This is a genomic window from Acinetobacter calcoaceticus DSM 30006 = CIP 81.8 (assembly GCF_000368965.1).
GTDB classification, from domain to species: domain Bacteria; phylum Pseudomonadota; class Gammaproteobacteria; order Pseudomonadales; family Moraxellaceae; genus Acinetobacter; species Acinetobacter calcoaceticus.
On record NZ_KB849779.1, the window covers coordinates 80,084 to 105,657 of the forward strand.

At 40.1% G+C, this 25,574-nt stretch carries 22 protein-coding genes; 12 read left to right on the plus strand and 10 right to left on the minus strand.

All coding sequences use genetic code 11. The features are described from left to right. Nucleotides 1-32 precede the first annotated feature (32 nt). The 4 genes from F936_RS02795 to cysM are packed head-to-tail and all read right to left on the minus strand — an operon-like array spanning nt 33 to nt 5,534. Nucleotides 33-2,339 carry a RelA/SpoT family protein gene (locus tag F936_RS02795; RefSeq protein ID WP_003655013.1) on the minus strand — a complete coding sequence of 769 codons (2,307 nt, stop codon included), beginning with the start codon at nt 2,337-2,339 and terminating at the stop codon, nt 33-35. Between the two features lie 30 nt (nt 2,340-2,369). Next, complete coding sequence (rlmD, locus tag F936_RS02800) at nt 2,370-3,761, minus strand: 23S rRNA (uracil(1939)-C(5))-methyltransferase RlmD (protein ID WP_005044757.1); 1,392 nt, start codon at nt 3,759-3,761, stop codon at nt 2,370-2,372. A 9-nt stretch (nt 3,762-3,770) separates the two neighbouring features. After that, nucleotides 3,771-4,589, minus strand: a complete 819-nt coding sequence (locus tag F936_RS02805; RefSeq protein ID WP_005044759.1) for a 3'-5' exonuclease — start codon at nt 4,587-4,589, stop codon at nt 3,771-3,773. A 12-nt stretch (nt 4,590-4,601) separates the two neighbouring features. Continuing rightward, nucleotides 4,602-5,534 carry a cysteine synthase CysM gene (cysM, locus tag F936_RS02810; RefSeq protein ID WP_005044762.1) on the minus strand — a complete coding sequence of 311 codons (933 nt, stop codon included), beginning with the start codon at nt 5,532-5,534 and terminating at the stop codon, nt 4,602-4,604. A gap of 172 nt (nt 5,535-5,706) precedes the next feature. On the opposite strand from cysM, the gene F936_RS02815 reads away from it, so the two are divergent. The 6 genes from F936_RS02815 to F936_RS02840 all read left to right on the plus strand — a co-directional run bounded on the left by F936_RS02815 (nt 5,707) and on the right by F936_RS02840 (nt 12,642). Beyond that, nucleotides 5,707-8,514, plus strand: a complete 2,808-nt coding sequence (locus F936_RS02815; protein ID WP_005044764.1) for a GacS-like sensor histidine kinase — start codon at nt 5,707-5,709, stop codon at nt 8,512-8,514. A gap of 94 nt (nt 8,515-8,608) precedes the next feature. Beyond that, nucleotides 8,609-9,397 carry a crotonase/enoyl-CoA hydratase family protein gene (locus tag F936_RS02820; RefSeq protein WP_005044766.1) on the plus strand — a complete coding sequence of 263 codons (789 nt, stop codon included), beginning with the start codon at nt 8,609-8,611 and terminating at the stop codon, nt 9,395-9,397. Between the two features lie 11 nt (nt 9,398-9,408). Then, nucleotides 9,409-10,278, plus strand: a complete 870-nt coding sequence (locus F936_RS02825) for an NAD(P)-dependent oxidoreductase (protein WP_005044768.1) — start codon at nt 9,409-9,411, stop codon at nt 10,276-10,278. A gap of 13 nt (nt 10,279-10,291) precedes the next feature. Further along, on the plus strand, nt 10,292-11,086 hold the full coding sequence (locus tag F936_RS02830; RefSeq protein WP_005044771.1) for a hydroxypyruvate isomerase family protein: 795 nt from the start codon (nt 10,292-10,294) through the stop codon (nt 11,084-11,086). 81 nt (nt 11,087-11,167) lie between these two features. After that, nucleotides 11,168-11,569 carry a ribosome silencing factor gene (rsfS, locus tag F936_RS02835; protein ID WP_003654998.1) on the plus strand — a complete coding sequence of 134 codons (402 nt, stop codon included), beginning with the start codon at nt 11,168-11,170 and terminating at the stop codon, nt 11,567-11,569. Between the two features lie 251 nt (nt 11,570-11,820). Further along, nucleotides 11,821-12,642 carry an SDR family NAD(P)-dependent oxidoreductase gene (locus tag F936_RS02840; RefSeq protein ID WP_005044775.1) on the plus strand — a complete coding sequence of 274 codons (822 nt, stop codon included), beginning with the start codon at nt 11,821-11,823 and terminating at the stop codon, nt 12,640-12,642. Nucleotides 12,643-12,704: 62 nt separating this feature from the next. On the opposite strand, the gene F936_RS02845 is transcribed toward F936_RS02840, so the two are convergent. The 3 genes from F936_RS02845 to F936_RS02855 are packed head-to-tail and all read right to left on the minus strand — an operon-like array spanning nt 12,705 to nt 15,625. Next, nucleotides 12,705-14,159, minus strand: a complete 1,455-nt coding sequence (locus tag F936_RS02845) for an NAD(P)(+) transhydrogenase (Re/Si-specific) subunit beta (protein WP_003654994.1) — start codon at nt 14,157-14,159, stop codon at nt 12,705-12,707. Between the two features lie 12 nt (nt 14,160-14,171). Further along, nucleotides 14,172-14,486 (minus strand): proton-translocating transhydrogenase family protein, encoded by a 315-nt coding sequence (locus F936_RS02850; protein WP_003654992.1) that lies wholly within the window; start codon nt 14,484-14,486, stop codon nt 14,172-14,174. Between the two features lie 11 nt (nt 14,487-14,497). After that, nucleotides 14,498-15,625: a Re/Si-specific NAD(P)(+) transhydrogenase subunit alpha gene (locus F936_RS02855; RefSeq protein ID WP_004641209.1), complete on the minus strand. Its 1,128-nt coding sequence runs from the start codon at nt 15,623-15,625 to the stop codon at nt 14,498-14,500. Nucleotides 15,626-15,863: 238 nt separating this feature from the next. Here F936_RS02855 and F936_RS02860 point away from each other — a divergent pair, with 238 nt between their 5' ends. The 5 genes from F936_RS02860 to F936_RS02880 all read left to right on the plus strand — a co-directional run bounded on the left by F936_RS02860 (nt 15,864) and on the right by F936_RS02880 (nt 20,466). Further along, nucleotides 15,864-16,790, plus strand: coding sequence for a DMT family transporter (locus tag F936_RS02860; RefSeq protein WP_005044777.1), 927 nt, complete (start codon nt 15,864-15,866; stop codon nt 16,788-16,790). 67 nt (nt 16,791-16,857) lie between these two features. Beyond that, the gene (locus F936_RS02865; RefSeq protein WP_005044779.1) at nt 16,858-17,265 is read left to right on the plus strand and encodes a RidA family protein; all 408 of its coding nucleotides are present in this window, start codon (nt 16,858-16,860) and stop codon (nt 17,263-17,265) included. A gap of 18 nt (nt 17,266-17,283) precedes the next feature. After that, nucleotides 17,284-18,474, plus strand: a complete 1,191-nt coding sequence (locus F936_RS02870; protein WP_005044781.1) for an MFS transporter — start codon at nt 17,284-17,286, stop codon at nt 18,472-18,474. Between the two features lie 141 nt (nt 18,475-18,615). After that, nucleotides 18,616-19,620: a tRNA dihydrouridine(20/20a) synthase DusA gene (gene dusA, locus F936_RS02875; RefSeq protein ID WP_005044783.1), complete on the plus strand. Its 1,005-nt coding sequence runs from the start codon at nt 18,616-18,618 to the stop codon at nt 19,618-19,620. A gap of 333 nt (nt 19,621-19,953) precedes the next feature. After that, nucleotides 19,954-20,466 (plus strand): hypothetical protein, encoded by a 513-nt coding sequence (locus F936_RS02880; RefSeq protein WP_004641199.1) that lies wholly within the window; start codon nt 19,954-19,956, stop codon nt 20,464-20,466. An 8-nt stretch (nt 20,467-20,474) separates the two neighbouring features. Here F936_RS02880 and F936_RS02885 read toward each other — a convergent pair whose 3' ends face one another. Continuing rightward, entirely contained in the window at nt 20,475-21,374 is a 900-nt protein-coding gene (locus F936_RS02885; RefSeq protein ID WP_080595448.1) for a LysR family transcriptional regulator, read from the minus strand. A 96-nt stretch (nt 21,375-21,470) separates the two neighbouring features. Between F936_RS02885 and F936_RS18575 the strand changes: the two genes are divergently transcribed. After that, the gene (locus F936_RS18575) at nt 21,471-21,593 is read left to right on the plus strand and encodes a hypothetical protein (protein ID WP_080547764.1); all 123 of its coding nucleotides are present in this window, start codon (nt 21,471-21,473) and stop codon (nt 21,591-21,593) included. A 51-nt stretch (nt 21,594-21,644) separates the two neighbouring features. Here F936_RS18575 and F936_RS02890 read toward each other — a convergent pair whose 3' ends face one another. Continuing rightward, the gene (locus F936_RS02890; protein ID WP_005044787.1) at nt 21,645-22,406 is read right to left on the minus strand and encodes a tRNA threonylcarbamoyladenosine dehydratase; all 762 of its coding nucleotides are present in this window, start codon (nt 22,404-22,406) and stop codon (nt 21,645-21,647) included. 352 nt (nt 22,407-22,758) lie between these two features. After that, nucleotides 22,759-25,512 (minus strand): aconitate hydratase AcnA, encoded by a 2,754-nt coding sequence (acnA, locus tag F936_RS02895; protein WP_005044789.1) that lies wholly within the window; start codon nt 25,510-25,512, stop codon nt 22,759-22,761. Between the last annotated feature and the right edge of the window lie 62 nt (nt 25,513-25,574).

The window sequence follows — 25,574 nt, forward strand, 5'->3', positions numbered from 1 at the left end:
CTGTCATTTGACAGCCTTTTTACTCAATTTAGTTAAACACCTTGAATCATGCGTCTCGCACTAATGATTCCAGGTTGCTGCTCCAAGCGAGCCAACAAACGAGAAAGCTGCGCTAAACCCTTAACCTCAATTAACAACTTCATATTGGCAATACCATCTGCTTCAGAAATTGTATTGACCTGACGAATATTGATTTGGTCAGAGAAAATCACTTGAGTTAAGTCTTTAAGCAGACCACGACGATCATATGCTTCAACTACAATTTGAACACTTTGACCACGCGTTGGCTGCATTTCCCAATCGGCTTCAACAGCACGCTCTGGTTCTTGCTTAATCATACGCTGATAATCTGAACAAATGACTTTGTGGATACTGACACCACGGTTCAAAGTAATATATCCAGCGATTGACTCACCATGTACGGGCTGACAGCACTGCGCGATGTGCAGCTCTACATTGTCTAAACCATCAATTAAAATTCCGTGGGCCGATAACGTATGGCTAGCACGCGGATTTAATGCTGGTTTAAGCACTAGTTCAGGTTCATCCTGATCTAGATGCATTTGGCGGTTCACCTGATTAATCAAGGCATGTAAGCTAATATCACCGCTTACTAAACTCACCAAAATGTCATCACCTGTTTTTACATTAAAATGTGATGAATAATCATTTAGGTCGATACTTTTTGGGTGAATCGCTAGACGAGCTAACTCTTTATTAAGAAGTTCACGGCCAACTTCAAGATTTTTACTACGATCTTGTTGTCTAAACCAATGACGCAGCTTGTCACGAGCACGAGAGGTCTTAATATAACCTAAAGAATTCACCAACCAATCTCGGTTTGGATCACGATCTTTTTTAGTTAAAATCTCAACCTGTTCGCCAGTTTTTAAAGTATAGGTTAATGGCACATAACGCTGGTTAACTCGCGCTGCGTAGCACTTGTTCCCTACTTCTGTATGCACATGATAAGCAAAATCTAAAACTGTCGAGCCACGAGGTAATTCCTTAATATCACCATCACGACTGAAAACATAAATCTTCTCAAAACCTTCAAAATCTTGTAGTTGATCAAAGCCTTCTGTTTCATCTTCGTTTTGATGTACCGTCGTTTCATTGCGTTCTTGATAGTGTTCTAGAACAGCACGCAATGAATGCAAACGATGGTTAAAGGAATGGTCGGTATTCTTTGAACCTTCTTTATAGTTAAAGTGCGAACATACACCCAACTCTGCTTCATCATGCATCTCATGAGTACGAATTTGTACTTCAAGCGATTTATTTTCGGCAATTACAGCAGTGTGCAAAGAGCGATAACCATTTGCTTTTGGGTTGGTAATATAGTCATCAAACTGATGCGGAATATGACGCCAGATTTGATGAACAATACCCAAAGAGTGGTAACACTCTGGGACACTATTAACCAACACACGTAGGGCACGAATATCATAGAGCTGATCAAAACTCAGGTTTTTGCTTTTCATTTTTCGATAAATCGAATAAATGTGCTTTGCCCGACCTGTGATTTCTGACTCGATTCCGTAAGACGCCAACTCATTTTTTAAACGATCAATCACGAACTGAATATAATGTTCGCGTTCTAAACGTTTTTCATTCAGTAATGACGCAATTTCTTTATAACGGTCTGGAGCTAAATAGCGAAAAGCGAGATCTTCAAGTTCCCATTTAAGCTGAGCAATACCGAGTCGATGCGCCAATGGCGAATAAATAGTAAGAATTTCACGTGCTACGCGTTCTTGACGTTCACGAGAGGAATTTGCCAGCTCTCGTAAAGAATAGGTACGTTCAGCAAGTTTAATTAAAACAACACGAACATCTTCGGTGACCGAAATCAACATTTTATAAATGCCGCTTAAATGTTCTCGTTGATTGTTATTGAAGTGGTCTTCTAACCGCTTATTTTTTTCAATGAGTTCAGATAGTTTACCCATTGCCAAAGCGCCTTTGACAAGGTTATAGACCTGATCTCCAAATTTCTTTTTTACTTCTTCTATATCAGTAATGTCTTCACGCACACTACGATAGAGCATAGCTGCCGATAGAGTATCTTCATCTACATGGAGATGTGCCAAAATGTCGGCCATTCCAACGCCAGTAGCGAAAGTATTGGACCGATGATTAACCGTTGATTCTAACTCTTTTTGCAGGGTTTCATTCGCAACTTTTTCAAGCTGTTCAAGCTTCGCCCCATCTAATATTTCACGCACCCGATCCAACCATGAGGCTAAACCGATTTGCGTTTCGGCGGCATGCTCTACAGTCGTTTCCTCGGACAACTCAGTTAGTTGTTCAGGTAACTGTTCACGTACTGTGACCATACCATTCTCCTCAATATGTAACTCATGTTTTTAATCGTTTATCTCTTGAATTTTTTCAAATAGTGCAATGGATTCAACATGTTCTGTGTGCGTAAACATGTCCATCACAGCTGCTTTTTTTAACTGGTAACCATATTGGACCAAAACACCTGCATCCCTTGCCAGTGTAGCTGGATTACATGATACATAAACGATTCTTTTTGCTCCAAAATTTGATACATACTGCATAATTTCATATGCACCAGCACGAGGAGGATCAATCAATAATGCATCAAATCCTTGATTTGCCCAAGAATGATGCGAAAAATCTTTTGTTAAATCTTGTGAAAAGAAGGTTGCCTGCACCAAACTATTGCATTTTGCATTAGCTGTTGCGCGCTTCACCATTTCTTCACTCCCTTCCACACCAACAACCTGTCCACTCTCACCAACACATCGTGCTAACGGAAGCGAGAAATTGCCTAATCCACAAAATAGATCAAGTACTTTTTCACCTGATTGCAATTGAAGCAATTCACATGCCAATTGAACCATTTGTTCATTTACTGTGGCATTGACCTGTGTAAAATCCAATGGCGAAAAAGCAAAATTTACATTAAACCTCTCTAAAGCATAATGTAAACGTAAAGCACCTTTTTCATCATCAATACGATGAATACTTTCAGGACCCTTAGGTTGCAAATACAACTGCCACCCTTTGTCTAACGCAAATTGCTTTAATTGGTTGACATCAGAGTTGTTTAATTTTTCTACATGACGAACCAATAAAGAAATTTCATGATCACCTTTTGCTAATTCTACATGACCAATATGTGCTTTGCCTTTTAGACTTTGGAGTAAAATACGTAACTCAGGCAAACTATTTGATAAATTTTTATCCAAAACGCTACAGCTATGGATAGAAGTTAAGCGATTACTATGATGTTCACGAAACCCCATAATTAAGCGATCTGGCTTCGGCAAATAGCGCACACCAATTCGTGCTCGGCGGCGATAATCACTTTGTAAAGACCGAATCGGCTCTAGCCACTGTTCAGGTTGAATACCTGCAAAATGCTGTAAATGTGATTGGAGCACACTTTGCTTTAAACGGATTTGTTCATCAGGATGGATATGCTGCATGCTACAGCCACCGCAAATACCATAATGAGGACAAACTGCATCTATACGATGAGTTGACGGTTCTCCTAACAACTGCACCATCTCAGCCTCTTCCAGACGCTTTGCTTGATGGGTAATCTTGGCCTTTACAGTTTCTCCGGGCAATGCATAACGAATAAAAACTTTCTTGCCATGCTTATCTGCGGGATGATCAGGATGAGAACCATAATGCGCAATTCCCCGCCCCTCATGAGAAAGTGTTTCAACCTGAAAAATATATTCAGGTTGTTGGGGCTTGCGAGATTTGGCTTGTTGTTTCAAAGGATGAACCTAAAAATCTGAAGGATTAAAATAATGTGAAGTAAATTCAGTATGTTTTGAGGTACGTTCCCATACTTCAAGAAAATCTGCTTGCTGAGGAATATTTTTCAAGTAATCAATACTAGAGTTTACCCAATCATTATGCTCATCTACAGTTAATTGTCCTTTTAATAACAACCAACGTACATAGACGAACCATGTATTAAGTACATCTCCTTCACAATAGCTGGTCAGTTTTAACCACTGCTGCGTACGGACATATTCCGGCACATGATAACCCGACTCGCCGCGCTTACCTGGCAAACCTAAAATGCAGGCAATATCATCAAGCTTTTGAAAATTACGCCCGTTAAACATTGCCATCACATCCATTAAATCAATGTGGCGATGGTGATAACGGTTTTGGTAATTATTAAAACGCTTTTGGCTATCAATTTCACCTTGATCAAACAAGCCCGGTGCAGAAAGCCCATGATACATGGCACGGAATAGAATGACGGGTAAATCAAATTGCGAGCCGTTCCAACTCACTAAAGTCGGATGACGTTTATCAAAAATTGACAAGAATTTCTGTAAAATTTCGGCTTCAGAATAGTTTTCCCGACTAAAAGAAAACAATCTAAAACCAGACTCATCAATCCATAGGCCAGAAATACAAACAATTTCGTGCAAAGGTAAGCGCTGAAAATCCATGCCTGATTCTTGACGGCGCAGTTTAGTCAACGCTTGCTCTACATCAGCCTCTGGCAAATCAAGATGATATAAATGCGCTCCCGCTTTTAAATCAGTTAAAGTTTCAATATCAAAAACTAAGGTTGGGAAACGCATTATTTCTCTCAATTATGAGTTATCGTCCTGTACTGAAAACAGTCCTGTAGACAAGTAGCGGTCGCCACGGTCACAGATAATGCAAACAATAACAGCATCTGGATTTTCTTCTGCAATCTTGATGGATGCCCATACCGCACCACCCGAAGATGTACCAGCACTGATGCCTTCCATGCGTGCTAATTTACGCATGGTTTTTTCAGCATCAATTTGTGGGATATCAATGGTACGATCCACACGGCTACTATCAAAAATAGTAGGTAAATATTCTTTTGGCCAACGGCGAATACCAGCAATACTTGATCCATCTGCTGGTTGTAAACCAACAATCTGAATATCTGGGTTTTGTTCTTTTAAATATTTAGAAACACCCATAATAGTACCGGTTGTACCCATTGAGCTTACAAAATGGGTAATTTTCCCACCTGTTTGTTTCCAAATTTCAGGACCTGTCGTTAAGTAATGAGCTTCAACATTATCAGGATTACCAAACTGATTTAAAACGTGACCTTTACCTTCTTTTTCCATTTGCAAGGCTAAATCACGTGCACCTTCCATCCCTTGCTGTGACGTTACTTCAATCAGCTCAGCACCATAAGCCAGCATCGCATCTTTACGCTCCTGACTCATATTGTTCGGCATAATAAGTTTCATTTTATAGCCACGCATTGCAGCAACCATTGCCAAAGCAATACCCGTGTTCCCACTGGTTGCCTCAATCAAAGTGTCACCTGGCTTAATTTGACCACGTTTTTCTGCCTGCATAATCATGTTATATGCAGGACGGTCTTTTACAGAACCTGCCGGATTATTACCTTCCAATTTTGCTAAAACCGTCGCTTGCGTATGAGAAGCCAATCGCTGCAAACGAACTAGAGGTGTCTTACCTACATAGTGATCTAACAAAAATTCGTCGGCTAAAAAGTCAGGTTGTGTATTACTCATGATCAACACCTATATCGAGGTGGGCCTATTGTATGAAAAAATGCTCGGTACTGCACCCATTTCAATATGCTTTTTCATGAAAGCGATTAAAGCTCGGTCATTTATAAAATGCCGTCTGTTTTAAAATAAAGCGTGATAAGATGCCGTACAGAGAGATAAATCTGATGTAGCCATGTCTAATTTCAATAAAACCATATCGAAACGCTTACGTCTGAATCATGCATATGGGCAATTGATTGCTCTAATTTTTGTGCCGATTATGATTTTAACAGGGGTCGGTGCTTTTCTGGTTTTAACTGAAACGTCACATTCGGTAAAACAACAACAGCTACATCATGCCTCAGCAATTTTAGCTCGCTACAATCAAATTGCGAAAGATTTGTATACGCTGGTCGAACTACAGCCCGATGAATACGATCATGCTCAGCACATCATGCAAAGCATGTTTAGCGAAAAAAATCTTAAACGCGCGGTACTCATCGATAACAACGGACAGACTTATTTAAGTATTGGTTATCGTGATAATCGTTATTGGCCTAGCTTTCCCAGTAGTAATAATTTTTTTGGTCCAATCTCTTATAACCACAACAATATTTATGGACTACAGATTAGTAATAAAGCTGGAAAAGCGCCAGTCTGGTTAGTGATTGAAATGGATAACCAGCCTCTAGAGTTGGCACGTTATCGCATTATGATTGCCCTCGTCATTACTGGATTAATGACCTTACTGCTACTTTTACTATGCTTGAATTTTTATTCTCGTCGCTGGATTGCGCCGATGTATGAAATTCGCATGCAGTTACAACGTCTAAATGCAGATACTCTAGACCAGCACCTAGTCATTAATAGTACTGGGGAGCTACGCTTACTACAGCGAGACATCGCAAACGTTGTTAAGCGATTGCACTTTAGCTTTTTGGAATTAAAAGAACACACTGAACAAACAGAAGAAGATTTACGCAGAACATTAGATACCTTAGAAGTTCAAAACATTACCTATCGTCAAGCACGTGACCAAGCGATTTCATCAAATCAGGCAAAGTCAGTTTTCCTTGCCAATATTAGCCATGAGCTTCGAACGCCTCTCAACAGTATTGATGGTTTTATTCATTTATTGCTTCGTCAACAAAATTTAAATAACGAACAGAATCTTTATTTACAAACCATTCGCAAGTCATCTGCCCATTTATTGGCATTAATTAACGATGTATTAGATTTCTCAAAAATTGATGCAGGCAAGTTAGAGCTTGAAACAGCGCCCTTTGATTTAGAAGAAGCCATTTTTGATGTTATGGATATGCTGTCTCCTTTGGCCGCTCAAAAACATATTGCCATGGCTTTTTACTATGCGGACAACATTCCACAACAAGTGATTGGTGATGCTTTACGCTTCAAGCAAATTCTGACCAACTTGATTTCTAATGCAATCAAGTTCACTCCAGATGGTGAAATTATTGTCCGTGTTCGTATGGAACATGATGATATTGGGCAATGTCTGCTTCATTTTAGTGTTCAAGATAGTGGTATTGGCTTAAGTGGTACAGATCGTAAAAAATTATTTGAATCATTCTCGCAAGGCGATGCATCAGTTACACGTCAATTTGGAGGTACTGGTTTAGGCCTTGCCATCTCTAAACAGCTTGTTCATCTGATGCATGGTCAAATTGGCTTTGAGGACAATCAAGAACGTGCACCGACAGAAAAAGGCTCAACGTTCTGGTTTACCGCACAATTTGTGGTAGATGAAGATTACGAAATCGAACACCCGCACTTTGAGCATTTACAAGTGGTGTCTTATCTTGCTCACCCTGCTACAGCAAGTGTTTTACGTTATTACCTTGAAAACTACCATGTTCCTCATATCGAAACACAATCGATTCTAGACTTGTTTAGTCGTTTAAAACATCTTGATCAGAAAGATAATACATGGCTTATCGTTGATCATAGCGGTGATACAGAAGCATTATTAAAAGAAATCCGTAGCCGTTATCAAGGCAATTTAGCCGTCTATGGCTATCAAATGACGCTTGAACCAAACATGCTCAGTGAATATCGTGCTCGTCCTCTATATCAACCATTAAGCCGTAGTGGACTCATTCAATTATTAAGCAACCAACCTATTTTTGAAGAAGAACAGCAAGATTTTAATGGTCAGGGTTTACACATTCTGGCAGTAGATGACCATTTACCAAACTTAATTGTTTTAGAAGCTTTGTTGGGTGAACTAAACGTTAAAACAACTAAAGCGTTAAGTGGTCAAGAAGCGCTTAACCTTATTCAAGAACGAATTGACCAAAAACTCAAACCATTTGATTTGGTGTTTATGGATATCCAAATGCCAGTTATGTCAGGCATTGATACCACACGTGCTATCCGTTCTTTAGAGTCAACGCTCGATGGAGAAATGCAGCTTCCAATTATTGCGTTAACGGCCCATGCACTTGCCGATGAAAAGCAAAAGCTTCTTAAAGTAGGCATGAATGACTATGTCACCAAGCCAATTCAAATGGAGCAAATCATCCAGATCTTAACGCAATGGACTAAAAACAACTTTACAGCAAAAGCCATAGATAAAGACCACCTTGTAGTTGCAGAAGCTTTAGACCCACAAATTTTAAACTGGCAACAAAGTTTGCAACTCGCAGCAAATAAAGAAGACTTAGCACAAGATCTCCTCAAAATGTTAGTTGATAGTTTTCCAACTGAGCTAGACGAAATGCAGCAGCTCATTGAGCTTGAAGACTTCCCTCAACTTGAGCATGTTTTACATCGCCTGTACGGTGCCACTCGCTATGTAGGCGCCCCGAAACTACAACAAGTTACAGGTGACTTTGAACAATTTATTTCAATGCTACGTAAAGAACGCCGTATAGCAGATGAAGGCTTCATTGAAGAGGTTATACAGCGCTTTGATGAATTAGGTCTTGTCGTTAAAGAAGTAGAAAGTGCTGCTCACCAGATCTTGGTGATACCTGACTAACATATCGACCAAATAGGTATGACTGAGCTGTCATGTTTCCAGATTACAGCCATGTTATGCTCCGTTCATCTATAAAAAAAGAAGCGGGAATCTCATGGCACTCTTACGTATTGAAAAAAATAATGGCATTGCAACGGTATATTTAAACCGTCCAGACAAACGCAATGCGATGAGTTTTGCCTTATTAAAAGAGTTAGTTTCAACTGCAAAAGCAATTAAAAAGGATAGAGATATTCGCTGTGTTATTTTGACAGGCGAAGGAAATGTGTTTAGTGCTGGCATTGACTTATCTGACCTCAACAATCCCAAAAACTCTGCTTTTGCCATTTGGGAACTTGTAAAACCAAGACAAAGCCTTTTTCAAAAAGCATTTCTGACTTGGCAGAATTTACCTGTACCTGTTATTGCGGCATTAGAAGGATATTGTTTCGGCGCGGGTATGCAACTCGCCTTGGCTGCTGACATCCGAATTTCTCATCCAGAAACAAAAATGTCGATTATGGAAAGCCGCTGGGGTTTAGTTCCTGATATGGGACTTACTCGCTCATTAAAAGGTTTAATTAGCGTTGACCTTGCGAAAGAACTTACCTTAACTGCCCGTGTTTTTGATGGGAATTATGCAAAAGAAATTGGTCTTGTAACTCATTTAAGTGACACTCCTTTAGAGAAAGCAAATGAGATTGCATCTGAAATGTTGCAGCGCTCACCTGATGCCCTCACTGCGGCAAAACGTGTACTTGACGCAATGGAACATCAACCAGAAAAATCATTACGTCTAGAAAAAATCTGGCAACTTAAATTATTACTTGGTAAAAATAGCAAACTTGCTCGTAAAAAAGACAAACATCCGGAAGTTAATTTTTTGCCACGCCAATATAAATAAGAGCTTAGATTATGAATTTTGATCGCAACACCCCTATTGCTTTTTTAGGCATAGGGCTTATGGGAAGTCGAATGGCAACCCGCCTTATTCAAGCTGGCTTTCAAGTTGCTGTTTGGAATCGAACCGTCGCTGCATGTGACGAACTTATTGATATCGGTGCACAAGCTTTAGAACTTTCAGATATTGGTGAATATCCAGTTATTTTAATCTGTCTGGCAGATGACAAAGCAGTACAAGCTGTATTTGAGCAAATTCAGCCTAACTTAAAAGCTAAACAGGTTATTGTTGATTTCTCGAGTTTATCTGTTGCTGCAACGAAAACGCTTGCTCAAGCAGCTGCTACCCATGAGGTCACATGGATTGACTCACCTGTATCAGGTGGGACAGCGGGTGCAGAACAAGGCACACTTGTCATTTTTGCAGGCGGTGATGCTCAAACTATTACAGAATTAACTGCTATTTATAATGTTCTGTCTCAACGCGTGACTCGCATGGGAGATACAGGAACCGGCCAAGCCACCAAAATTTGTAACCAACTTATTGTTGCAGCCAACAGCGCTCTTATTGCAGAGGCTGTCGCACTTGCTGATCGAGCTGGTGTAGATACAACTTTGCTTGCTCCTGCCCTAGCCGGTGGATTTGCTGACTCTAAACCCTTTCAAATTCTAACTCCACGCATGGCAACTCATACCTTTGAACCAATTCAGTGGAAAGTTCAAACATTATCTAAGGATCTTAACAACGCAGTAACATTGGCTAACAATGTTAATTTAGACATCCCAGTTGCACAAAAAGCTCTACTACAGCTACAAACTCACCAAAAAAATGGCTTTGCTGAGAAAGATTTAGCTACTATGATTCAATTAATAGAGCAAAAATAAACGGAGTTTGAGTATGGGTCGTCTTGCAGTCAATTTATCCATGATTTTTACCGAAGTTCCTTTAATTGAACGCTTTGCTCTGGCGCATGCACAGGGCTTTGAATATGTAGAAATTCAATTTCCTTATGAATTGGCTATTTCCGATATTCAAACTCAACTCGAACGCTACAAACTTAGCCTCTGTCTAATCAATGTGCCTGCTGGTGATCTTATGCAAGACGGAAATGGTTTAGCTGGTGTACCCGGTCAAGAAACAGCTTTTCGTGAAGCATTAGAATTAGCAATTAGCTATGCCACTGCTTTAAAAGTTCCCCGTGTTAACATTTTGGCAGGGAAACAGCCCCTAGATGCCGACCTACTCCCTTGTTTGAAAACATTAGCAGCTAATTTAAAACTTGCCAGTAACTTACTTAGTGAACACGGTATAGAACCCGTTTTTGAAATGATTAACGGTACAGATATGCCACGCTTTTTGGTGCAGAACATTGCGCAAGGACAAGAAATGCTAGAAGCGGTCAATCATCCTGCTCTAAAAATGCAATATGACTGCTATCACATGGCGATGATGGGCGAAGATGTACTTGAGGGTTTGCAAGAAAATATTAACTTAATTGGACATATTCAATTTGCGGACTGTCCGGGTCGTCATGAACCAGATACAGCCCAAATCCCTTATGAACAAATATTTTCTTGGTTAAAGCAAAGCTCTTATCAAAACTATATTGCAGCAGAATATAAGCCTGAAAATACTTCAAATCAGTCATTTACTTGGAAGAAAAAGTATTTTTCCGATGATGTAAATATATAAACTGTTACGACTTCTGATTGAAATTTAGCGCGAAAACCACTATATTAGATAGTGAGTAATTGTCAGGAAAATATACCCTATATGAATTTAGAACCATCGCCCAGCGTGTCTAATTCTCACGATTTCGCAATGAACACCTCAAATAAAGACGTACAGACTTGTCTCAAAGTTGTTCATGACGCTTTAGTTGATGTAAAAGCAAAAGATATTCTCCAGTTAGATGTTAGCTCAATTAGCAATGTCTCTGATGCTATTGTAATTGCAAGTGGTACTTCTACTCGCCATGTCAAAGCACTCGCTGACAATGTTGCAGAAGAAGCTCGAAAAGCCGGTTTCCGCCCGATTGGCGTTGAAGGTGAACGAGATGCAGAATGGATCTTGATTGATCTCGGCTTTGTTGTAGTACATGTGATGCTACCAACAGCTCGTAAATTCTATGATTTAGAAAGCTTATGGCGTACCGCTCCAGAGTCGGTTGCTTAAAATTTTGCTTTTAAAAAAAGCGGCTCTTTTGAGCCGCTTTTTTAATTCTTTATAAAAAGTATGCCCCCTTCATAAAGTGGTATTTATATTTTTTAAATAACAAAATCTTTAAATTTCATCGAATGCTTTATTAGCCATTAAAAGCCAATCATCGTGCACTTTTAAATTTGACATGACAAATTGTCAGATTTGCAGCAATATACAAACTCTTGAAGTCCCCACCAATAAATAGCATAACCGGAGTACAGAAAGTGAGAATATTAATTACGGGCGCCAACACAGGTATTGGTTTCGCCACGGCAGAACAACTCGTTAAACAAGGGCAACATGTTATTTTAGCGTGCCGAAATCCAGAAAAAGCGCAAGATGCACAAAACAAATTACGCTCACTCAACCAAGGACAAGTCGATTTAGTTTCTCTCGATCTAAACAGTCTTGAATTAACTCGAAAGACAGCCGACGAGATTGCAGATCGCTATGGTAGCCTTGATGTACTCATTAACAATGCAGGGTTATTTGCCAAAACCAAACAACTGACTGTCGATGGTTTCGAACAGCAATTTGGTGTTAATTATTTAGGCCATTTTTTACTAACTCAAAAATTACTTCCAGTTTTACAACAATCGTCTGAAGCACGGATTATTCATCTCGCATCCATCGCACACTGGGTGGGCTCCATTAAACCCAACAAGTTTCGAGCAGAAGGTTTTTACAATCCCTTGTTCTATTATGGGCAATCGAAGCTTGCAAATTTATTATTCAGCAATGCTTTAGCAGAACAACTAGCAGGTAGTTCAATTACCAATAATGCATTGCATCCAGGTGGTGTCGCTTCTGATATTTATCGCGACTTACCAAAACCAGTTTATGCAGCAATGAAATTAGGCTTAGTCCCAACCTCAGTTCCAGCAAATCTCATTACAGAAATGGCAACTGGAGATGCATGGCAGAATCGTAATGGTGAATATGTCAGTGCGCATATGCCAGACTGGAAATCTTCACACGCAAAAAATCAGAAACTTGCACGTGACCTCTATCAACAGTCAATGGACCTTGTAGAAAAATTTCTTTAAACAAATAGGCCAAATAAAAAAGCCACCCGAGGGTGGCTTTTACAATCCTGATTAAGGTCAGATTAGTGACCGCCACCATTGATTGCTTTAGTCATATCTTCAACAACTTTCTTGGCATCACCAAAAATCATCATTGTTTTTTCGTTATAGAACAAATCGTTGTCCAGACCTGCATAACCTGTTGCCATAGAACGCTTAATCACCATGATCGTACGCGCTTTATGCGCTTCAAGAATCGGCATACCATAAATCGGTGAAGTTGGATCATCTTTCGCAGCTGGGTTTACTACGTCGTTTGCACCAATTACAAGCACCACATCAGTTGCAGGGAAGTCTGAGTTAATCTCATCCATTTCCAAGATGTCTTCATATGCTACGTCTGCTTCAGCAAGCAATACGTTCATATGACCAGGCATACGACCAGCAACTGGATGGATAGCAAAACGAACGCGAACACCTTGCTCTTTTAGAATTTCACACAATTCTTTTACAGCATTTTGTGCACGACCTTGTGCCATACCATAACCCGGTACAATCACAACGCTGTCGGCATTTGACATCAAGAAACCGGCATCATCAGCAGAACCAGAACGGTGATTACGCTGAACTTGCTCACCTTTAGCAGCTGTAGCAACCGCTGCACCACCCATTGCACCGCCAAACAATACATTGATGATCGAACGGTTCATTGCTTTACACATGATGTACGACAGAATCGCACCAGATGAACCTACGAGAGAACCCGCAACGATCAACATGTTGTTTTCAAGAGTAAAACCAATACCTGCTGCTGCCCAACCCGAGAATGAGTTAAGAAGCGATACCACTACAGGCATATCACCACCACCAACTGGTGCAATCCAAACCCAGCCAAATGCAAGTGCAAGTGCTGTCATCGCCCAGAATGCAGTCATATTATTCGTTAAGAAGAACATGATGCCTGCTGCAAGCATTGCAATAAATATAAGCGCCTGAACCGGTTTAACCCATGCACCAGAAATCGTTTTTGCCCATTTTTTTGCAGCCAATTTACCGTATGCAAACACTGATGCAGTAAAGGTAATCGCACCAACAAAACAACCCACAAACAATTCAAATAAGTGGACTTTGCTCATGTGCACATGTTGTACACCAGCCGCCGTTAAAGCTGCCTCATTTTGAGCAAACAATGCAGTGAGTTGGTTGTTATGCAAAATTGCAGCAATTGCAATTAGGACAGCAGCCAAACCAACTAACGAGTGCATCAATGCAACAGTTTCAGGCATTTGAGTCATTGGTACAGTACGAGCACGCGCAATACCAACGATTGCACCCAACACCATTGCACCAACAATCATCCAGATGACTGGGTTATTTGCAACAAAGAAGGTCGTAACTACAGCAATCGCCATCGCGATCATACCGTAACGGTTACCTTGAATTGCTGTTTTAGGGCCAGACAAACCACGAAGCGTCAAGATAAAGAGAATTGCGCCTACAAGGTACAACCAATTTGCATTTGCTTGAATAAATTCCATGTCAAAGCCCTCTTATTTCTTTTGCTTAGGCTTGAACATTTCCAGCATGCGTGCAGTTACTGCAAAGCCGCCGAAAATATTAATGCTTGCCAAAAATACCGCAATCGCACCCAGTACGCTCACCACATTCACACTTTGAAATGCAACGTTAGCATCTACACCCAAAATAGGCAGACCCACAGTTTGCAACATTGCACCCACTACAATAATAGATGACAACGCATTGGTTACTGCCATAAGTGGTGTATGTAAAGCTGGTGTAACACCCCAAACTACGTAATAACCTACAAAGATGGCAAGGACGAAAATTGTAATAGTTTCAACCATGAGAAATCTCCTTAACCACGCTTAAGCAGTACTTGACCGCCATGAGTGACCAATAGGGCTTTTTGGATTTCGTCTTCTTGATTAATCGCAAAGTTTTTCTCTTTGTCGAATAAAGTTTCTACGAAATTGAATACGTTACGCGCATATAGTGCGGAAGCTTCTGTCGCTACAGTTGCCGGAATATTTGGAACACCCAAAATTTTCACGCCATTTTCTGTAAACACAGTCTCGCCCACTTTAGAGCCTTCAACGTTACCGCCAGTTTCAACAGCCATATCTAAAATGACAGAGCCTGGTTTCATCTTGGCAACAGTTTCAGCCTTAATCAGACGCGGAGCATCACGACCCGGCAACAATGCAGTTGTAATCACGATATCAGCATTAGATACAGCTTTATCTACAATCGCGGCTTGGTCTTTGATGTATTGCTCACCCGGCATCCATCCATAACCATTTTTAGCGGCGTCAGCTGCACGTTGTTGCTCTTCTTCAGACATTGGTACGTCTAACCACTTACCACCTAAAGATTCAACTTGATCTTTTGCCGTAGGACGTAAATCAGTTGCTTCAACAATTGCACCTAAACGTTTTGCCGTTGCAATTGCCTGAAGACCTGCAACGCCCACGCCCATAATCACAACACGAGCAGGTTTTACAGTACCAGCAGCTGTCATAAGCATTGGGAACATGCGCTGATATTCAGCGGCAGCAAGCAAAACTGATTTATAACCAGAAAGGTTTGCCTGAGAAGACAATACGTCCATGTTCTGCGCACGAGAAAGCGTACGAGGAAGCAATTCCAATGCAAAAGCAGAAACTTGCTGATTCGCAAACTGATCTAGCTCGGTATTACGATAAGGATCAAACATTGCTACAACAGCAGTATTTGCTGGAAGTTTTTGAATTTCCCCGCCTTGTGGCGCACGAACTTTCAAAATAATTTGACTACCCGTATAGGCATCATCCGTAATGGTTGCACCGACCTGTTCATAAGCACTGTCAATGTACGCAGCCTTTACACCGGCACCACGTTCAATCACAACGCTATGACCAGCGCTAATCAACTTCTTTACTGTCTCTGGCGTAGCAGCTACACGATTTTCACCGACGACAGTTTCGGTTGGGATTCCGATTTGCATGAGCGTTCCTCAAGCTAATTTCTCATTGTCAAAAACATTGCAACCTGCAATGTTTCCCCCATGTGTATTCTTTGTACAGAATTTGGATTCTAATTGAACTTTTTTAAAATACCACCCAATATTTATTTAATAAATACCCATATTTTGAACTGATGATTCACGATATTTAATTTGAGGTGTAACATAGGAAGCTTTTTCTTTTTTTGCAGACAACAGTCTCTCTTATACAGTCTTGTATATGAAAATTTCTTTATCTTCGTTTCAAATCGGGTCTTTTTTTGCTCTTTGCTCTGCTTTTCTATTCAGTACAAAAGCAATCTTTATTAAACAGACTTATGCCCTTTCTCCATTAGTAGACGCCACAGTCCTGATGGCTTTACGCATGTTAAGCGCTTTACCGTTCTTTCTATTAATTTGCTGGTTTAACAGGCATCATAATCAGGGCATAAAAAAGAAGGATTGGCTAATTTTAATTTTTGCTGGTCTATTAGGCTACTACTTTGCCAGCTGGCTCGATTTTATGGGTCTGATGTTTATTAGTGCTTCACTCGAACGAATTATTCTATTTTTATATCCCACACTCACAGTCATTGTCTCAAGCTTGCTCTACAAACAAAAATTAGATGCAAAAAGTTTATTTGCCATTTTTCTTAGTTATGGTGGAACTGTATTGGTCATGCTTCAAGAGCACAACAATGCACCAATTCAGGGCAACTTCTGGTTAGGCACAAGTCTCGTGTTTGCGAGTGCTGTGGCTTTTGCAGGCTATTTACTACTGACCCCGCCATTAATTAAAAAATTTGGTTCTTGGAATTTCACAGGTTTAGCTTTAACAGTCGCTTGTATCGGTACATTAACGCACTATGTATTAAGCACTCCTCAGCCTATCCAACTTCTATTACAACTTCCATCTAATGTAATTTGGTACGGCGTCGGACTTGGCTTTTTGGTCACTGTTTTACCTACCGTTATGCTCATGCAAAGTATTGAGCGACTTGGTGCCTCTCAATCTGCCATGATTGCTTCAATAGGACCAGTTTTAACTATTTTGCTCGCGGTTACTTTTTTAAATGAACATCTCAATATGTGGCAATGGGTAGGCTGTATTTTAAATATTGCAGGTGTCATGATAATTACCCTCAGAAAGAAAAGATTAAAATACTAATTTCTCTTGACCTCAACTTAAGTTGAGGTTGGATACTCATCTAAATTTTACTGAACGGTTGAGTCTCATGAATCAAGAAACTTTTAAAATAATAAATCCATCAACTTTATACGACCCTACTCCAAATGCTTATAGTCATGTTGCTGTGGTAGAAAACTTTAAAAAGATTATTCATATTGCAGGTCAAGGAGGCGAAAACTCAAAAGGTGAATTAAGCCCAAACTTTGAAGAACAAGTTTCCCAAGCTATTGATAACATTAAACATGCTTTGATTGCTGCCGATGCAGAGCTTAGCAACATTGCCGTATTAAGAGTTTTAGTTGTTGACCATTCGGTCGAAAAACATGAAATTTTGATTAAAGTTATGCAGAATTTATGGAAAAATCATCCTTTTCCAGCCTGTACACTCATTCCTGTACCACGCCTTGCATTAGAGCATATGCTCATTGAAGTCGAAGCAACCGCATACACCTAATAAAATCGAGAGAACATCATGTCTACCCCTGAAGATATCAGTCAAAATAAACCTTTACTTTGGTTGATGGCAGCAGCATGTGGCTTATGTGCAGGTGTGAATTATTATTGCCAGCCTCTTATTCACTCCATTCAACAAGACTTTGCTGTTACTCAAGCACAAGCCGCATTGACCGTTACATTTGCTCAGGTGTCTTATGCCCTCGGACTGCTCTTTATTGTTCCGATGGGTGATATCGTCAATAAAGCCAAGGCTATTCCGTTTTTGATGGTGCTTTGTGCAGTTGGCTTATTTACTTCTGCTTTTGCTATTAACTTACCCATGCTATGGATCGGTACAATTTTAGCAGGATTGTTTTCGGTTGCAGCTCAAGTGTTGATTCCACTTGCCACAATGACGGTAAAACCTGAAAAAACTGGCGAGATCATTGGTTTTTTAATGAGTGGCCTATTGGTTGGTATTTTACTCTCTACCAGTCTGGCTGGCCTATTTTCTAACTTATTCCACTGGAAAGTGGTTTATGTGGTAAGCGGCATATTAATGCTTCTGTTGGCATATACCTTAAAAAGTCGCTTGCCTTATGTTTTACGCATGAAAATGAACTATGGGCAAATCTTTGGTTCCATGGGTCAGCTTTTAAAACAAGAGAAAAGACTATTATTAAGAGCGCTTACAGGTGCTTTCGCCTTCGCATCTGTGAGTATTTTATATTCCACCATCGCATTACTCCTCACCTCAGCACATCATTTACCTGATCTATTTATTGGACTAGTGCCTTTAGTCGGTATCTTTGGTGCCTTATCAACCCGTTATATTGGTAAATATGCTGATCAGGGACGTACCACTCTACTCACATGGATGGGCTGTGGTTTATTCCTGTTAAGCTGGCTCTGCTTTTATTATGGGCAAACTTTGCTTGCGAGTTATATTACTGGTTTTGCTTTAATTCAGTTAGCGCTAGCACTCGTACACACGAGCAACCAAAGCATTATTTTCCGTTTACGACCAGATGCTAAATCTCGTATTAATGCCATCTATATGACCACTTACTTTATTGGAGGCGCAGGAGGTTCAGCATTAGGAATTTTTGCGTGGAACCGTGGCGGATGGACCATGACTTGCCTTGCTGGTATTGGGTTAGTTGTACTTTGTATTTTGTTTAGCTTGTTTGATGCTATCTTACAAAAAAAGAAAATGATTTCCCAATAAGGTAACTTGTTATAAATCATCTTTCTATATCCAACACAAGGGTGGTTATAAATTACTCGGCTAAATGCCTCTGTCGATTCAAGCATAAACCTCGTATAATGCTGCCCTTTCATTAATTTAGCGACTTTTGGGCTATTGGTTATGCAATCACTTCAATCGTTACAACCTCGTATTTCTGTCGCACCCATGATGGATTGGACAACGAAGGATTATCGATTCTTTGCTCGCTTGTTTAACCCAAATGTTGTGCTATACACCGAAATGGTCACCACAGGTGCAATCCTATTTGGTGATGCAAAACGCCATTTAGACTACAGTGCACAAGAGCATCCTATCGTATTACAGTTAGGCGGTTCAAACCCGCAAGAGCTTGCGACTTGCACAAAAATGGCTGAAGACTGGGGTTACGATGAAGTTAACCTCAATGTAGGCTGCCCAAGTGACCGTGTACAGAACAATAAAATCGGTGCTTGCTTAATGGCAGAACCAGATTTGGTTGCTGAATGTATTCATACTATGCAAAAAGCAGTAAACATTCCGGTAACGGTGAAACACCGTATCGGGATTGATGATATGCACTCTTATGAAGAGATGCTTCATTTTGTAGATACTGTCGCAGCAACAGGTTGCACCCATTTCGTAGTTCATGCCCGTATTGCTATTTTGAAAGGCCTGTCACCAAAAGAAAACCGTGAAGTTCCACCTTTACGCTATGAAGATGTCTATCGTTTAAAACAAGAGCGCCCACATCTCACCATTGAAATTAACGGCGGGATTAAAACGTTTGCTGAAACTCAAACACATTTACAGCATGTTGATGGCGTCATGATTGGCCGTGAAGCCTATCATAATCCGTACTTACTCGCGGAAATGGGTCAGCTTTGGAATTTGGAAGCTCCAGATCGATTCGAGATTATGGAACAAATGCTACCTTATATTGAACAGCGTATGGCTGAAGGTGCTCCACTCTCCATCATTACACGTCATATTTTGGGTTTATTCCAAAATTTACCAGGTGCGCGTAAATGGCGTCAGGCGCTAAGTGGCGGAAATGCAAAAACTTTAGGTGATGTTGAACAGGCTATTAGCAACATGCAAGCAGCTTTAATTCGTACTGAGGAATATTTAAAAGAACATCAGGCTTAAGCATGTGATGGCTTCTTAAATTGTAAGAAAATGTGGCATTTTAAATCAGGGACTTAGATTTTGAGTATATTCGCAATGACTGAATTAAAATATTCAAATTTAAGCTCTGATTAATTATTTTTAAATAAAAATATCAATAACTTAAGTTAAATTTTTTTGTGTTTCATTTTAATGAGTATCTTTTTATCTCTAGGTAGCAATATTTGGAAAAAAGATACGTTATTACATAACGTAAACAAAACTTTTAAGGTACGCCTATTAGTATCTCTGAACGCCACAGGTAGGTGGTGATTTTTTTAATATGGATATAGATAGTACGGTAGAGATTTCACGATGATTATTTATGACGGACAAGTAGCTGATAATTATATGTATCAGGATTCAAATCAGGCAGCCATTGTTGTATCCCACAGCACTCCAAGTCTCCCTTATCCTTTCACCATGAAACCTAGTAATCATCAAACTGAAACTTCCGATACTCCAGCAATAGATGTTGATAGATTCGTAGCTAAATTAGAAAGTATTACCTCAAGACGCAGCAAAGCCCGTTGTGCACGTAGTATCCGCCTTGCTCTCGAATCTGCTGGTGCAGATATTCGGAATCACCCCATTGCAGCTTCAGACTGGGGAGACACTCTCAAAAAGATTGGCTATAAAGAAATTAATCCAGCCTTTGATGAACCACAAGAAGGTGACATCTATATCATTCACAGAACCCGCAACCATGTTTATGGACATATTGCTGGATACACAGGAAGTGAATGGGTCTCTGACTTCAAACAAAATAGCTATGATGTCTACAAAGATGATAGCGTCACTTATACTTACTATCGTTTAGAAGCTTAATCAATTTTCTAAGATTGAAACATTTGATGAATGAGTTCGGCACAATGCTGAATAATTTCATCGTTCTCTTTTCTATAGACTAAAACTACCTCTGAAAATAATAGAGGATCTGCCAACGGTAACAATTTTACATTGGCAGGCAAAATCTGCTCAAACTCTTCAGGAACAATGCTCACACCTAAATTTGCAGCAACAAGCTGCAATTGTGAGACCTTACGAGATTGGATAGAAGCCTTCTGAGGTGTAAACCCAGCAGCCAAGCATAGATTTGAGACCAAATAGCTTAAACCACCTCTTTTAGAATGTGGCGTAGAAACGAAATATTCATCTTTTAAGTCTTTAACTTGAATCTCTTGTTTATTTGCAAATTTAGCGTGATCAACATGCAGAGCTACCATTAAGGGTTCGTCATATAACTTAAGAACATTGATGTCATCTAATGTGTGCCGAACTGGTGGCCTGATAAAACCAATATCAATTTCTCCATTCATTAAAGCTAAGATTTGCTGCTCCGATGACAAGGTATTCACCTCAAAATTTATCTGCTTAGCTAAGCTAATTTCTTTTAATATCTGAATCTTTTTATGATCCATGACAATACTGCTTGAGTGAGCAATTTTAATCTGGCGGTTTTTCCCTTCCGAAACACTTTTAGAAAGATCAATAATTTCATTTAAGTAGAGCATGTTATCTTTTATTTTCTTATAAAAGACCTCTCCCGCTGTTGTAAGCTTTACTTTCTTGTCAGTACGATCAAATAGCTGAAATTTAATCTCTTCTTCTAATAATTTTATCTGCCTACTCAAAGCTGATTGAGCAATAAAGAGCTTTTCTGAAGCAGCCGTAAAACTGCCTTCTTCAACAATTTTTATAAAATATTGAAATTGTTTTAAAGTTAGCATTCCCATCTCAAAATTAGATCATTAAGCCTATTTTCTATATTAGATTAGATAGATTACCTTCGCTAGAATTTTATTAAGGCCATTCACTTAATTAAATTATTCATGAAGTATTTAAAAGGTTTCACCATATTCACTGTCGTTATTTTAATTTTATGGTGCTTTAAATTTTACGATCAGCAGCTTCCAACACAGCCCAAACACGACACGATAGAGTTATATGACTAAAAAAGAAAAAGGCATGCCCAAACATAAGAGCACGCCTTTTTAATATTTAAACTAAACTTTCTTTAAATCAAGTTTCTTTAAAACTTCAGCTACGGCAATCATGGCAAAACTTGAAGTCACCACTACTGCAGAACCATAGCCACCACAGCGTAAACCTGCCGATGGACACACATCTGCACTTGAGAATGGGTTATCAATCGAATAAATACAGGTAATTCCAAATTTCTCTTTTGGCTTTTTACAAATACCACGAGCTCGAAGTTGGCTACGTAACTTCGCCAACATTGGGTCTTGTTCGGTTTTTGATAAATCCGCGACACGAATTTTAAGCGGATCGAGCTTACCGCCTGCTCCACCAGAAACAATCAAAGGAATTTTGTTAAAACGGCAATGCAGCATTAAAGCCAACTTCGCTTTAACGTCATCAATACAGTCTAGAACAATGTCCGGTACAGGATTTAAAAGCTCTGTGACATTCTCAGGTGTAAGGAAGTCATCAATAATATTTACTTTAATACGCGGGTTAATTTGGCGACAGCGCTCCGCCATGATCTCCACTTTTTCAGAGCCTAATGTAGAGGTCATCGCTGGTAGCTGACGGTTCACATTTGATGCCGCAACAACATCCATATCCACTAATGTGATTTCCCCAATTCCGGTACGAGCCAAAGCTTCTACAGCCCAACTGCCCACACCACCAATACCAATCACCATTACATGACTTTGCTCGTAATGTTGAAACGAGGAATCACCATAAACTTTGGCTACACCTGCAAAACGACGTTCATATTCATCTTGTTGGAGATCGGTCATTGTTACTCTTGGGGGGATATAAAACACGGTGACTATTTTACTGCTTTTCAGAAGAAAGTGTATTTCAGATCAAAGAAAACTTGAGATCGAGATATTTGAATTCACGGTAAGTCTTGTCATTATAAGTCAAATTATATTATTTAAGATTTAATTCATCATTTACTAGCGTGACAGGCGGCATGGATGCCGCCCAGTTGGGCTGCGGTATAAGGACATACCGTCAGCCCGACAAAGGATTTTTGCCTTGCGCTGTTTTAGTCACAGCTCATTATCCTTAAAAAGTAAAGATACGCCTATAAATCCAATTTTGGCTAATGCACAGTCATTATAAGGCCGTGCTAAGTTTATCGATTTATGAAGCAATCAAATTCCGAAGTACATAATGCAAAATACCACCAGCCTTAAAGTACTCGACCTCATTTAACGTATCAATTCGGCACAACACATTAAAATGACTCGCTACCCCATCCGGTCCTTTTACATCAACTTCAAGAATTTGATGAGGTTGAATCCCGTCCAGTAAACCACGGATTGATATCACTTCATGACCCGTTAAATTAAGAGATTGACGAGTTTGCCCATCAACAAACTGTAATGGTAACACTCCCATACCGACTAGGTTTGAACGATGGATACGCTCAAAACTCTCTGCAATTACTGCTTTCACACCTAATAAATTTGTTCCTTTTGCAGCCCAGTCACGTGAAGAACCTGTTCCATATTCCTTACCTGCAATAATCACAAGAGGTGTGTTTTCTTGTTGATAAAGCATCGCTGCATCATAAATGGCAAGCTTTTCACCACTTGGAATGTAAATAGTATTACCACCCTCTTCACCACCAAGCATTTCGTTTTTAATACGAATGTTGGCGAAAGTTCCTCGCATCATCACTTCATGATTACCACGTCGAGAACCATACGAGTTAAAGTCTTTTGGATCGACCCCTTGCTCTTGTAAATACCGACCCGCAGGACTATCTTTTTTGATATTCCCCGCTGGTGAAATATGATCGGTTGTAACTGAGTCACCTAAAACAGCCAAAATATGCGCCTGTTCAATATTTTTAATTGGTTTCGGTGGCTCTCCAATTCCTTCAAAGAAAGGAGGATGGCGAATATAAGTCGAGTCATCGGCCCATTCATAAGTCTTGCTCTTTGGAATCTGAATCGCTTGCCAACTCGCGTCACCATCAAAGACCGCTGCATATTCTTTGTGGAACATCTCTGTATTTACTTTCTGCAAGACAACATCAATTTCTGCCTGACTTGGCCAGATATCTTTTAAATAGACGGGCTGTCCATCTTTGCCCTCACCAAGAGGCTCTGTTGTCAGGTCGGTACGAATATTCCCAACCAAACCATAAGCAACCACAAGAGGCGGTGAAGCTAACCAATTGGTTTTAACTAATGGATGTACTCTTCCTTCAAAATTACGGTTACCAGAAAGTACAGATGCAACATTCAAATCATGACATTGAATTGCATCTTCGACTGGCTCGGGTAATGGGCCTGAGTTACCAATACAGGTTGTACAGCCATACCCCACCAAGTTATAACCCAACTCATCTAAATACGGCGTAAGCCCAGCAGCCAACAAATAATCAGTCACGACCTTAGAACCAGGTGCAAGAGAGCTTTTCACCCATGGTTTTCGTTGTAAGCCTTTTTCAATAGCTTTTTTAGCAAGCAAGCCGGCCGCTAACATCACGCTTGGGTTAGAGGTATTGGTACAAGAGGTAATGGCTGAAATTACGACATCACCATGATTTAACGGATATTCTTGCCCTTCAATCACGCAAGATGGACTTTCATGTTGAATATTTGCTTTTTTTGCCTCTACAGCAGTACCACCACCTTCATTTTCTAGACGTTCTTTTGCTTCTTTTGCTGGTTTTAGCGTTAACTCCATGAGCGCATTAAACGTTTTAGGCACCTCTGATAACAGCACTCGGTCTTGCGGGCGTTTTGGTCCAGCCAAACTTGCTTGCACCGTGGTCATGTCTAAACTTAAAGTATCTGTGAAAACAGGTTCATCACCAACATTACGCCATAAACCTTGAGCTTTACTATAAGCCTCAACGAGCTCAATACGGTCTTCATGACGCCCTGTCAGTTTCAGATATCCTATAGTCACTTCATCTATTGGAAAGAAACCACAAGTTGCACCATATTCTGGTGCCATATTGGCAATTGTTGCACGGTCAGCAAGAGGCAAATCTGCTAAACCATCTCCATAGAATTCTACGAATTTACCCACTACACCTTTTTGGCGAAGCATTTGAGTAATGGTGAGCACCAAGTCAGTTGCAGTGATACCTTCTGGTAATTTTCCTGTAAGTTTAAAACCGATGACTTCAGGAATAAGCATAGAGATGGGTTGGCCCAACATTGCAGCTTCAGCCTCAATACCGCCTACGCCCCAGCCTAAAACACCCAAGCCATTAATCATGGTCGTATGCGAATCTGTTCCCACTAAAGTGTCAGGAAAAGCAAAAGTTTTGCCTTCATCCTCCCCCAACCACACTGCTTGGGCCAAATATTCTAAATTGACCTGATGGCAAATCCCTGTACCTGGCGGCACTACACTAAAATTATTAAATGCCGACTGTCCCCAACGTAGAAATTGATATCGTTCGCCATTACGCTGCATTTCAATATGTACGTTTTCTTCAAAAGCCTGATCATCGGCAAAATAGTCAACCATCACCGAGTGGTCGATCACCAAATCGACAGGAGATAAAGGGTTAATCTTCTCTGGGTCTCCACCAGCTTGAGCCATGGCTGCTCGCATTGCGGCCAAATCGACTACAGCAGGCACCCCTGTAAAATCCTGCATTAAAACTCGAGCAGGTCGATATTGAATTTCCTGTTCAGAACCTTTGGTTTTTAACCATTCTGCTAAGGCATAGATGTGTTCAGTTTTAACGCTAAGTTGGTCTTCGAACCGTAATAAGTTTTCCAATAATACTTTTAAAGATTTCGGTAGTTTGGCAATATCCCCTAGCGTTTTCTCGGCTTGGGCTAAGCTAAAAATCTGATAATTGCTGGAACCTACTGTTAGCGTCTGTAAAGCATTAAAACTATTGATATTGCTATACTTAGCCATTGGGTTATCCTCCCATGTCTGGCAATGTTATTTTTCACGTTTTTACATGTTGTTTTCTTACT